Origin of the sequence: Rossellomorea vietnamensis (assembly GCF_008180615.1) — a bacterium.
Classification (GTDB): Bacteria; Bacillota; Bacilli; order Bacillales; family Bacillaceae_B; genus Rossellomorea; species Rossellomorea vietnamensis_D.
Genome location: NZ_VTEH01000004.1, coordinates 331,000 through 342,667, shown reverse-complemented (window position 1 = coordinate 342,667; position 11,668 = coordinate 331,000). Strand labels below are relative to the sequence as shown.

Genomic DNA, 11,668 nt, shown 5'->3' with positions numbered 1-11,668 from the left:
AGTACGAAGTGCCCGAAGGGAAAACCATTTTAAGAGACGCAAAAGTGATCCTAGGTGCCGAAAAGAAAATGAGGCCTGTAAGATTGGTCGAATATCAAGATTCAGAGGGAAAGACCTATAAAGTGGCCACGACCAGGTGGGACTTATCAGCGATTGAAATTGCTGAAATTTATAAAAACCGGTGGATTATTGAACTCTTTTTCAAGTGGATTAAACAATCCTTGCGCTTTGTGAAAGTATGGAGCACAAAGCCACAGGGGATTTGGAATCAAATGTTTTAACTATGATTGCGTATATTCTAATTCTGATTGTAAAGCTGAAAACGAAAYCCKCAAAAGGTATGTTACCGATTCTTAGAGAAATTCGCACGTATCTCGATAGAAATTGGCATGAGTTCATAGCTGCCTTAGAATATAAACCCAAAAAAACATCAAAAGGCAGGCAGAAGATACCGGATAAACCAAAGGAAAAAGTCCAATATGGTCATGTCGCATTAATCGTTGAGAAAAGAAAAAAGCAAGTTAAGAGAGTAATTAAGTAAATATATATATATTACAAAAAATGGGAACAGGCGGCACTTTTATTTGTGTATTGTCTTTTTTGCTTCCCTGATCTAATGAAGATGGTAAATTTTTACTTGTTTRCAAATTTGTTTACATCTTTGCAAAACCAGTGGGTGAGACCCCGCAGGCGAATCTAGCTTCAGCGGCCAGCGACTAGCAGATTTCGGTCTCTCTCCTTTCGATAAGTCATCATCGAATCGCTGTCGCTCTTCGTGATTCCTTTATCTCATGCCTTAGAATATAAACCCAAAAAAACATCAAAAGGCAGGCAGAAGATACCGGATAAACCAAAGGAAAAAGTCCAATATGGTCATGTCGCATTAATCGTTGAGAAAAGAAAAAAGCAAGTTAAGAGAGTAATTAAGTAAATATATATATTACAAAAAATGGGAACAGGCGGCACTTTTATTTGTGTATTGTCTTTTTTGCTTCCCTGATCTAATGAAGATGGTAAATTTTTACTTGTTTGCAAATTTGTTTACATCTTTGCAAAACCAGTGGGTGAGACCCCGCAGGCGAATCTAGCTTCAGCGGCCAGCGACTAGCAGATTTCGGTCTCTCTCCTTGCGATAAGTCATCATCGAATCGCTGTCGCTCTTCGTGATTCCTTTATCTCATGCGAGAGCCCTAAAATCTGTACGTCGCTGAACGGCCGCTTCCACTTTTAATGAAGCCGAGGAGGCTCACCGCCCGCCCCGCGGAGTCGTACACCTGGAATGGAAGTCAACATACCCCTTAAAAACAACAATAGTCTTTAACAGAACCTTGAACAAAAAAGCAGTCCCTTCATTTATAAAAGGACTGCTGACTCGTAATATTATTCTTGTACCGGAACGACTGCTCCGCCCCATTCTTCTAAAATGAAGTCTTGGATTTCTTCAGAGCGAAGTACTTCTACAAGAGCCTGGATCGCCTCATTGTCTTCATCCCCGCTGTTTACAGCAATCACATTTACATATGGTGATTCTTTATCTTCAATCGCAATGGAATCTTCAAGCGGCTTCAATCCTGAATCAATCGCATAGTTCGAGTTGATCACTACTGCGTCGCCTTCTTCATTTTCGTATAACTGAGGAAGCAAAGCAGCTTCATACTCGTAATCAAATTCAAAGTTCTTTGGATTCTCCTCAATGTCATCAAGTGTTGCAGCTGTCTTTTCAACACCTTCTTTGATTTTGATAAGACCTTTTGCTTCTAATAAAGTAAGGATACGGCCATGGTCAGCTACTGAATTACTCATTAGGATTGTTGCACCTTCAGGAAGGTCTTCTAAGGAATCATATTTTTTAGAGTATACTCCGATAGGCTCAATGTGAATTCCGCCTGCGTTAACAAAATCATACTCATGGTCAGCAATCTGAGACTCAAGGTAAGGGATATGCTGGAAGTAGTTGGCATCAATTTCACCGCTGTCCAGGTCTTCATTTGGAAGGACATAATCCTGATACGTATCAATTGTCAGTTCAATGCCTTCTTCTTCCAGGATTGGTTTCGCTTTTTCCAGGATTTCAGCATGCGGAATGTTGGAAGCACCGACAGTTATTTCTTTCGTTTCTTCGCCGCCGTTTCCTTGGCTGCCCTCATCTGATGTACCGCACGCAGCTAAAGTGAAGATGCTCGCTGCTGTAAATAAACCTGCAATTGTCTTTTTCATAGTTATTCCTCTTTTCTTTAAAGTAATTTATCTTTTATCCGTAATTTTAGTTAGGATGTCTCCAATAAACTGAATGATAAAGACGATAATTAAGATCACAATCGTCGCTGCCAATGTCACATCATCGCGGCCTCTCTGGAATCCATCCAAGTAGGCAAGGTTTCCAAGACCTCCGGCACCGATGACGCCCGCCATTGCCGTAAAACCAATCAAAGCGATCGCTGTTACAGTTATGCCTGAAATCAATGCCGGCATAGACTCAGGAAGAAGTACCTTCCAAATAATAGTGGAGGTTTTTGCGCCCATGGATTTGGCGGCTTCAATTACCCCTTTACTGACTTCCCTCAAGGCAATCTCAACCATTCTTGCATAGAAAGGCGCCGCTCCGATAATGAGGGCCGGCAGTGCTGCGTTTGCTCCGCGAATCGTTCCCAATAGAACTTTAGTAAACGGAATTAACAGCACAATCAAGATGATAAACGGAATGGATCTGAAGATATTAACCACAGCACTCGTCACTGTGTAAATTCCGCGATTTTCCCAAATGTTGTTCGGGGATGTTAGAAACAATAGAAGTCCAAGGATGATTCCGAGTACAAGCGTGATAGCGACCGACATCCCAGTCATATAGAGTGTTTCAACCGTTGCTTCCCACATTTTTTCCCAGTCGACATTCGGAAAGAGAGTTTCAATCATGATTCATCACCTCAATCCCGACTGTCTGCTTCTTCAAATACTCAACAGCCTCTTCTTCTTGAGAACCTGTCAACTGGATGAACAGGGTCCCATAAGAGCCTCCTTGCGTTTGTGAAATGCTTCCTTGAAGAATATTGGCATTAATATCAAAATTCTTAATTAAGCTCGTTATGAGCGGCTGTTCTGTCTGCTCTCCAACGAAAGTGAGCTTAACAATCTTTCCGTCAGGATAATGAGAAACAAGATTCTCAATAGCCTCTTTCGTGCTGCCGGTTTCAGAAACCTCACTCACAAAACGCTGAGTGATTTTCTGCTGTGGGTTCTTGAACACTTCGAGGACCTCGCCTAACTCGACAACCTTTCCATTTTCCATAACCGCTACTCTATGGCAGATTTTCTGGATTACCTTCATCTCATGAGTGATCAGAACGATTGTTAATCCTAAACGCTTATTTATATCTACCAGCAAATCCAGAATTGAATCAGTCGTCTCAGGGTCAAGTGCTGAAGTTGCCTCATCACACAGCAGGACTTTAGGGTTATTGGCAAGTGCACGCGCAATGCCGACCCGCTGTTTCTGCCCTCCACTTAACTGAGAAGGATAAGAGTCTTCCCTTCCTTTCAAGCCGACAAGTTCTATTAGCTCTTCTACTCTTCTATTGCGCTCTTCCTTTGGAACTTTTGTAATCTCCAGAGGAAAGGCAATGTTATCCCGTACAGTCCTCGACCACAAGAGGTTGAAATGCTGAAATATCATTGAAATTTCATGCCGGGCGCTTCTCAATTTTCCGCCCTTCACTTTGGAGACGATATGGCCATTCACATCAATCGTCCCTTCACTGGGAATCTCCAATCCGTTCAGCATACGGATCAGCGTGCTCTTACCCGCGCCGCTGTAACCTATCACACCAAAGATTTCACCATCATCTATCGTCAGGTTCACATCATCTACAGCTGATATGGCCCCTTTCTTGCTTTTGAAAATTTTACTTACATTCGAAACAGTTATCATTTACCTCACCTCTCCCTCACTAAACCCATAAGACTAGTGGGTTTTAGCTCCGTTGCAATTATCATGCTGTTTTATTATTCTCTCCAGCCACAATCCTAAACTCGTGATTTTAGTGAAGAAATATAAAATGCCTTCCCGCAATGAGCAGAAAGGCATGAAAATTCATCATTCACCTTTCCCTCATCTTCCAAAGCACAGCGGCTTTGTGTGAATTGGCACCATTTCAACATAGTTGACGGTTGCCGGGCTTCGCAGGGCACATCCCTCCACCTCTCTCGATAAGAGCAAGAAAATCGCTTTATTCAATTAATCCTTTAAAGGACAAAAGTCTTTTTTACTTATGAATGGATTTTATCATTGCATTTCAAAAACTGTCAACAACTTTTTATTATTCTTTTTGTTTCAAGTGTAAGTCTATTTATTTAAAACTGTTTTCGTATATGTAATTGTCTATAAAGATTATTTCTTATAAGAATAGATTTTCACTCGTGAAGTACATATCGCATGTCGGATGTCGATACCTCCCCGGCTTCACTAAATTAAATTTGGAAGCGGAACTATCAGCACCGCCAGGATAATATTCTGAAGAGAAATAGATGCTCTTTCATTACTTATTAACAGTGTTCATTTACAAATAATCGTATAGAAAATTCTTAGAATTCGCGAGATCTAAAAAACTTTCTGCCATCGAGCTGCCACTCATAGCCTGTTAGATGACCACCGGTTCTGAATTATGGACTCTGCATAAGGTCAAAATCGATTCGATAAACAGGAGTCCTCTATAGGTACCTGTCACATTTACCTCTTGTCTTCTCGAAAGAACTGATAACTTCTCTTTACCACTTAGCAGTTCCTGAATACATAAAGGGCTGCCTTTAATAATAAAATCCGCTTCTTGATCTTCTTCTGAAACGATAGCAAGCTCCACACGGCGGCCCAGTGCAACCCTCATTATTTCGCACCCATTATCAAAAGCGACTATAAAGGGCTTTTCCGGCATTAATGCCTTCAAATGGTATCTCATCTTACATTCATCCAGCATCCTCAAGATCTCTTTTTCCAATCGCTCATCCCCTTAGTATGTACTCTTGTATACTATTTCCACCTTTCAGGCAGGATTCCTCTTGTTATTCATCGACAACTTCTGAAGGGGAATGAATATTAGTGTCGATTTTCACTGCATATGGGTTATTCTGAAAAATTTCCCGAGAAATATGTAAAATTAAGTCAAAAAAACCGACTCCTCAAATGGAATCAGCACGTATTAAATGATTTAATTTTTCATGTAAATATGGCACCGACTGAAAGGCATAAATCTTATTTATAAGCCTGCCTTGATGGAATAGCAGCAAACAGGGTACACTTTCAACTGAGTATTTATCTGCCATAGTTGGGATATAATTTAAATCAGCTTTGATAAAAGTAACTTGCGGAAACAGCTTTTCTGTTACGTCTACCATTTTCCCTGCCACTAAACATGTACCACATAGCGGAGTGAAGAGGTATAGTGCTGCATAGGTTTGCTCTTGTACTGCTTCCCCGATGTGCTCTAAAGATAATTTTTTCATAAAATCGATTTACGTCCTTCTCTCCAAGTATTCTGTGTGAACATCAATATTAGCACCAATCAAAATTGAAGCAAGATGATATTCCGGTGCAGCCGCAACCTCTTTGTACATCCGGTCAATGTATAAATGCTCTGCCTCGGGAAACTCTCTCTTAAACAGCTTGCGCAGTTTCTCGCCGCTGTCGTCGGCATCCACAAGAATATATACGTCACGGGCAAAAAGTTCATCCACGAGTTCATCCATCTTTGTAATACTGATGGTACCATTTGTACAAATAATTTCTACAGGCTCTTTCACAATTTCTTTTACTTTCTTCCTGTCAGATGTTCCCTCTACGATAATAACTTTATCATCGTGAATATGCATTGAAATCACCTATCTCTTTTAGTTACTATTGGGTCTGTCGTAACAACAAAAATCAACTCAATAACTATGACTGGCTCTGACATGTTCAAAAATAACACTGCTTTAAGATATGATTTACACAGCCGCATGAGACTAGTAAAGCTCACCATTATTTTCCCGCTTATTCACGAAGATTGCAAAGAAAAACTCTTTACTTACCGGAAATTCAACCAAAATTGAATACAGAAAAAGAGTAGACGAATCTACCCTTTTTTCAGCACCATCCGCCTTCATCACAGTCTGTATAACGCGGCTCTGACTCATCAGGTGCCATATAATTTTGGATGATCTTGTTTCCGAAGGTTTCAAAGTTTGGTTCCAGCTGAAGATTTTCCGCTGAATTGGAAATATCCATCTTTCCTACCAGTTGTTCATCAAGGAATAAATGCAGCTGTCCGTCAATCAGTTTTCCAGTGACACGCTGTGTAACATCCAGCTTTTTGGGTTTCAACATGTAATAAGCCCCCTTGTGCAAGTATGTATTACTAGCGTACCCAAAAAGAAAAACAAAACCCTCCGGAACAGCTGGAGGGTTTTGTAAATATTTTTAGTTTTCTTTGATCATTTCATCATACTGCTCAGCAGTCATGAGGTTGTCCACTTGAGAAGCATCAGAAGGTTCGATGATGACCATCCATGCTTTTTCATATGGAGACTCGTTTACGAACTCAGGGCTGTCATCAAGGTTTTCATTGACTTCAACAACCTTGCCGCTTACAGGTGCATATAATTCAGAAACTGTTTTAACAGATTCTACGCTTCCGAATGGCTCGTTAGCTGTAATTTCGTCGCCAACTTCTGGAAGTTCAACGAAAACAATATCCCCTAATTCTGATTGCGCGAAATGCGTGATTCCAATACGTACATTTTCCCCTTCAACTTTAACCCACTCATGTTCTTCTGAGAAACGAAGTTCTTTTGGTGTGCTCATGTCCTATCCCTCCATTGCTATATTCACATCAATATTGACATATTTACTACGATAAAAGCAAGAAAACTTTTACTTCCATGCAGTCTCGAATGTTTCTTCCTTAAAGCCGACTGTAACAGTTGATCCTTCGGCAGATATAGGCCGCTTGATCAGCATCCCGTCACTCGCTAGAATCTCAAGCAATTCCTCTTCAGAAGAATCATTAACCTTGTCTTTCAAGCCAAGTTCCCGGTATTTCTTGCCGCTTGTGTTGAAGAACTTTTTTAAAGGCATTCCGCTGTTTTTGTGAAGCTCCTTCAACTCCTCCTTCGTGGGAGGATTCTCAACAATATGTATTTCATTAAATTCCTTGCCGTTCTCCTCAAACCATTGTTTGGCTTTGCGGCAGGTTCCGCATTTGGGATATGAATAAAATTGGATTGTCATTTTCTCACCACCCTTCCCGGAGGTTTTTCTGTTCAACTACTACTAGTTCGACAAAATTCCTTAATGTCCTGCAAATCATTCTGCAGGACTTTAAGAAGTTTTCATCAATAAAAATCAGATGCATGTGTGTTCTACAGTATCAATCAATTCTTTTAATTCTTCAACAGCTTGATCAAGCGCAAGTGAATAGAATCTTTGAGTGCCTTTTTGCTCGATAGTCACCAGATGCTGATCTCTTAAAATTTTCAAATGATGAGAAACCGCCGGCCTGGACAAGGTAAGATTTTCAGTTACCTCATTGACTGTCAAAGGCTCTCTCTCCGCCAGCAGGAGGATGATATCCTGCCTGTAGGGATCACTCAATGCTTGGAATAAAGGTATACATTTACGGAATGTATCCATTGCTTTTTGACCCACTTTAGCATTCCCTTCCCTCTTTTACCATCTTACCTCACATTATATACGTTCCTGCACCTTGCGGACAACGGAAGTGACCATCTTTCTTGGCATAAAGCGGATCGAGCCTGCCAGTAATTTATTCTTTCTTCCCGGGATGATCACTGTCTTATTCGTTTCTAAAAGAGATACCACAGCCTCCTCCACTACCTTATCAGCCTTCATGACACCGCTCTGAAAGAGTTTGGACTGTCCGAGTTCTGCAGTACTGCTGAAACCCGTTTCAGTCGCTCCAGGGCACAATGCAGCCACTTCCACCCCTCTGTCCTGCCACTCGTTTGCCAACGCTTCCGATAAGGACAGGACATATGCTTTGGTCGCATAATAGACAGCCATCAGAGGGCCAGGCTGAAACGCTGCTGTGGATGCTACATTCAGTATTTTCCCTGCTCCTCTGTGGACCATGTCTCTTCCAAATAACTTTGAAAGCTCTGTTAAGGCTGTAATGTTTACTTGAATCATGTCCAATTCTTTTTGCATATCTGTCTCTTCAAACTCACCGAACAAGCCGAATCCTGCATTATTTATTAAAATATCCGCTGTTACACCGATGGATTCTGTGAATCGAAACAACTCCTGCGCAGCACCCTGCTGTGATAAATCAAGTGCAAGGACATGGGCTTTTATCTCATACTGTGTTTCCATATCCTTTGCCAGATCATTTAACTTCTGTTCACTTCTGGCGGTAAGAACAAGATTATATCCCCTTGTCGCAAGCTGTTTTGCAAACTCCACTCCAAGTCCGCTCGATGCTCCTGTAATGACGGCTGTTTTGTTATTCATCTGAATGACCTCCAATTATTATATGTTTAAACGTTTAAACATATAATAATTTATAGAACCTGCTTCTGCAAGGTTTTTTATTTATGTACAGAAAAAAACCGGACCCATTGTATGAGTCCGGCTGAAGATCTATTTACAGAACATAACGCTCTGCTTCAATTAGCTTTTCAGATGCTTCACGTTTAACTGCGATAATGTTAAGCGGTGTATAGCGCGTGAATTTACGAAGCGCTGACAGCATCATTCTCAAAGAATCGCCTGTTTCTGCTGCAACCAATGTTTCTTTTGCATGCGCTTCGATCTCGTTGAATGCTTCCTGACAGAAAATTTGTGTATACAATAACTTTTGCTTTGCTTTTTCAACGCCATCTTTGTTAATGGCTTTTTCCGTACGAAGAACGGCTGATTCCATCGCGTAAGCATTGGAAATGATATCAGCGATGTTTACAAGGATCTCCTGCTCTTTTTCCAGAGCTTTTCCGTATTTCTGTGCAGCCAGACCCGCGATTAGCAAGCCGATCTTCTTCGCATTTTTCACAAGATATTTTTCCTGTTCAAGCGGTGCATCGCCCACTTCTTCCGGCATAAGCATCATCAACTCTTCTTGAAGAGCCTGTGCTTTCTGGAATAATGGCAGTTCACCTTTAAGTGCTTTACGGACATATGTGCCAGGCACTAACAGGCGGTTGATTTCATTTGTTCCTTCGAAAATACGGTTGATACGGGAATCGCGGTACATTCTCTCGATTTCATACTCCTGCATGAATCCGTATCCGCCATGAATTTGAACACCTTCATCCACGATATAATCAAGAGTTTCCGTTGCAAAAACTTTATTCAGTGAACACTCGATTGCATATTCAGCAATGGATTTAGCAACTTCTGTTCCGTTTTTGACTTCTTCATCTGTCAATTGGCTCATACGGTCTTCAAACAAACCGACTGTACGGTATACTGAGCTTTCTGTGGCATACAGCTTGGATGCCATCGTAGAGAATTTTTCTTTTGTTAAGTTAAAAGCAGAGATCGGCGTCTTGAACTGCTGGCGCTGGTTTGCGTATTTGATTGTTACGTCCATCGCACGCTTGCTTCCGCCTACAGCACCTACTCCAAGCTTGTAACGGCCGATATTCAGGATATTGAACGCAATGATATGCCCTTTTCCTGCTTCACCAAGAAGGTTTTCGACCGGAACCAGTGCATCTTCAAGAATCAATGTACGAGTGGAAGAACTCTTGATTCCCATTTTCTTTTCTTCAGCACCTGTGGATACACCCTCATAATCACGCTCAACGATAAAAGCAGAGAACTGCTCACCGTCGATTTTAGCGTATACAACAAATACATCAGCAAAACCTGCATTGGTAATCCACTGTTTTTCACCGTTCAATACATAGTGGGTGCCTGCTTCGTTCAGCTTGGCTGTCGTTCTGGCGCCAAGCGCATCAGAACCGGAACCCGGCTCAGTCAGGGCATAGGCAGCAATTTTCTCGCCTGTCGCCAATGCTGGAAGGTACTTTTGTTTTTGGTCTTCGTTACCGAACAATACGATTGGAAGAGATCCGATTCCAACATGCGCTCCATGTGTAATGGAGAATCCGCCTGCAGTGGACATTTTTTCTGCAATTAGAGCAGAGCTTACTTTATCAAGGCCGAGTCCGCCGTATTCTTCGGGAACATCAGCACCAAGCAAACCAAGGTCTCCAGCACTTTTCAATAGTTTTACAGAACGGTCAAATTCATGATTTTCCAAGTGTTCCACTTGTGGAACAACTTCTTTTACAACATAATCTTCTGTTGTTTTAGCAATCATTATCTGTTCATCGGAAAAATCTTCCGGTGTGAACACATTTTCATAAGAAACATCTTCGATAATGAAGCTGCCGCCTTTTACCAACTTATCAGTTTGATTTGTCATCTGTTTTTCCTCCTTGTTTTAAAAAACAGTTATTGAAAACCGAAGGCCCGGGTGTGAGCCTCCGAGAAATTACCCTATCAGTTCAAATACTCCGGCAGCACCCATTCCTCCGCCGATACACATAGTGACAACACCGAATTGCACATTACGTCTCTTCATTTCATGCACGAGAGAAAGAGTCAGTTTCGTTCCGGAACAGCCAAGTGGATGTCCCAGGGCAATGGCGCCGCCGTTGACGTTGATAATGTCTTCATTAAGGCCCAGCTGGCGGATAACCTGGATGGATTGAGAAGCAAAGGCTTCATTCAATTCAAACAAGCCGATGTCTTCTAATTGAAGACCCGCCATTTTTAGTGCTTTCGGGATCGCTTCGACAGGTCCGACACCCATGATTTCCGGCGGTACACCCGCAACAGCAAATGATCTGAATTTCGCCATCGGTGCAAGGCCAAGTGAATCAGCTTTTTCACGATCCATGACCATGACTGCCGCTGCTCCGTCACTTGTCTGTGAAGAGTTTCCAGCTGTCACTGATCCCTTAACATTGAACACCGGGCGCAGCTTAGAAAGGACTTCCTGATTGGTGCCAGGTCTTACGCCTTCATCTTTTGAGAAAGTAATATTCTTTTCGACCACCTTGTTTTGGCTGTTGACTGAACGCATGACTACGTCAACAGGAACGATTTCATCCTGGAATCTGCCTTCAGCAATCGCACTGGCAGCTTTCTCATGGCTTCTTACTGCGAAAGCATCTTGATCTTCACGTGAGATACCGAATTTTTTTGCGACTTCCTCTGCTGTGTGTCCCATGCTCATATAATATTGAGGAGCTGTTTCAGCAAGCTTTGCATTAGGGCGGACTACATGCCCCATTAAAGGCACAAGGCTCATTGATTCAGCGCCCCCTGCAATTGCTGTGTCAGAGTGGCCCAGCATGATCTTCTCCGCTGCATATGCAATGGACTGCAAGCCTGAGGAGCAGTAACGGTTAATGGTTATGGCAGGGACGTTATGCGGGAGTCCCGCCAGTCCGCCGATATTCCTTGCCATGTTCAAGCCTTGTTCCGCTTCCGGCATGGCACATCCGATAATTAAGTCATCTATATTTCCGTCATAGTTTCCCGCGCGTTTCAGTGTTTCTTTTACAACCAGCGCACCCAGATCATCAGGTCTGACTGTTGCCAGAGTCCCCTTGTTTGCTTTTCCGACCGGTGTTCGGGCGCCGGCTACTAATACCGCTTCTCGCATGTTCTTCC

General features: G+C 42.2%; 14 protein-coding genes and 1 riboswitch. Of the genes, 1 reads left to right on the top strand and 13 read right to left on the bottom strand.

Annotated elements, in window-relative coordinates; all coding sequences use genetic code 11:
- The coding region (locus FZC79_RS08720; RefSeq protein WP_148946413.1) for a transposase at window positions 1-281 on the top strand (281 nt) is incomplete at its 5' end.
- 1,099 nt (window positions 282-1,380) lie between these two features.
- Here FZC79_RS08720 and FZC79_RS08715 read toward each other — a convergent pair.
- The 13 genes from FZC79_RS08715 to FZC79_RS08655 all read right to left on the bottom strand — a co-directional run bounded on the left by FZC79_RS08715 (window position 1,381) and on the right by FZC79_RS08655 (window position 11,660).
- Window positions 1,381-2,217, bottom strand: a complete 837-nt coding sequence (locus tag FZC79_RS08715; RefSeq protein WP_148946412.1) for a MetQ/NlpA family ABC transporter substrate-binding protein — start codon at window positions 2,215-2,217, stop codon at window positions 1,381-1,383.
- 27 nt (window positions 2,218-2,244) lie between these two features.
- The gene (locus FZC79_RS08710; protein ID WP_148946411.1) at window positions 2,245-2,913 is read right to left on the bottom strand and encodes a methionine ABC transporter permease; all 669 of its coding nucleotides are present in this window, start codon (window positions 2,911-2,913) and stop codon (window positions 2,245-2,247) included.
- Entirely contained in the window at window positions 2,906-3,925 is a 1,020-nt protein-coding gene (locus FZC79_RS08705) for a methionine ABC transporter ATP-binding protein (protein WP_148946410.1), read from the bottom strand. Before FZC79_RS08705 ends, FZC79_RS08710 begins: the two co-directional genes overlap by 8 nt.
- Window positions 3,926-4,102: 177 nt before the next feature.
- A riboswitch (SAM riboswitch) is annotated at window positions 4,103-4,210 on the bottom strand.
- Window positions 4,211-4,634: 424 nt separating this feature from the next.
- Complete coding sequence (locus FZC79_RS08700; RefSeq protein ID WP_148946409.1) at window positions 4,635-4,988, bottom strand: hypothetical protein; 354 nt, start codon at window positions 4,986-4,988, stop codon at window positions 4,635-4,637.
- A 181-nt stretch (window positions 4,989-5,169) separates the two neighbouring features.
- Window positions 5,170-5,493 (bottom strand): thioredoxin family protein, encoded by a 324-nt coding sequence (locus FZC79_RS08695; protein ID WP_148946408.1) that lies wholly within the window; start codon window positions 5,491-5,493, stop codon window positions 5,170-5,172.
- A 9-nt stretch (window positions 5,494-5,502) separates the two neighbouring features.
- A complete protein-coding gene (locus FZC79_RS08690; protein ID WP_148946407.1) occupies window positions 5,503-5,859 on the bottom strand; it encodes a toprim domain-containing protein in 357 nt (118 codons plus the stop codon).
- 253 nt (window positions 5,860-6,112) lie between these two features.
- Window positions 6,113-6,352: a DUF2553 family protein gene (locus FZC79_RS08685; RefSeq protein WP_148946406.1), complete on the bottom strand. Its 240-nt coding sequence runs from the start codon at window positions 6,350-6,352 to the stop codon at window positions 6,113-6,115.
- A gap of 93 nt (window positions 6,353-6,445) precedes the next feature.
- Window positions 6,446-6,829, bottom strand: a complete 384-nt coding sequence (gcvH, locus tag FZC79_RS08680) for a glycine cleavage system protein GcvH (RefSeq protein ID WP_148946405.1) — start codon at window positions 6,827-6,829, stop codon at window positions 6,446-6,448.
- Window positions 6,830-6,898: 69 nt separating this feature from the next.
- A complete protein-coding gene (locus FZC79_RS08675) occupies window positions 6,899-7,255 on the bottom strand; it encodes an arsenate reductase family protein (RefSeq protein WP_148946404.1) in 357 nt (118 codons plus the stop codon).
- Between the two features lie 114 nt (window positions 7,256-7,369).
- Entirely contained in the window at window positions 7,370-7,672 is a 303-nt protein-coding gene (locus tag FZC79_RS08670) for an ArsR/SmtB family transcription factor (RefSeq protein WP_148946403.1), read from the bottom strand.
- Between the two features lie 39 nt (window positions 7,673-7,711).
- Window positions 7,712-8,494, bottom strand: coding sequence for an SDR family NAD(P)-dependent oxidoreductase (locus tag FZC79_RS08665; protein WP_148946402.1), 783 nt, complete (start codon window positions 8,492-8,494; stop codon window positions 7,712-7,714).
- A 133-nt stretch (window positions 8,495-8,627) separates the two neighbouring features.
- On the bottom strand, window positions 8,628-10,412 hold the full coding sequence (locus tag FZC79_RS08660) for an acyl-CoA dehydrogenase family protein (protein ID WP_148946401.1): 1,785 nt from the start codon (window positions 10,410-10,412) through the stop codon (window positions 8,628-8,630).
- A 69-nt stretch (window positions 10,413-10,481) separates the two neighbouring features.
- Window positions 10,482-11,660: an acetyl-CoA C-acetyltransferase gene (locus FZC79_RS08655; RefSeq protein ID WP_148946400.1), complete on the bottom strand. Its 1,179-nt coding sequence runs from the start codon at window positions 11,658-11,660 to the stop codon at window positions 10,482-10,484.
- Window positions 11,661-11,668 lie beyond the last annotated feature (8 nt).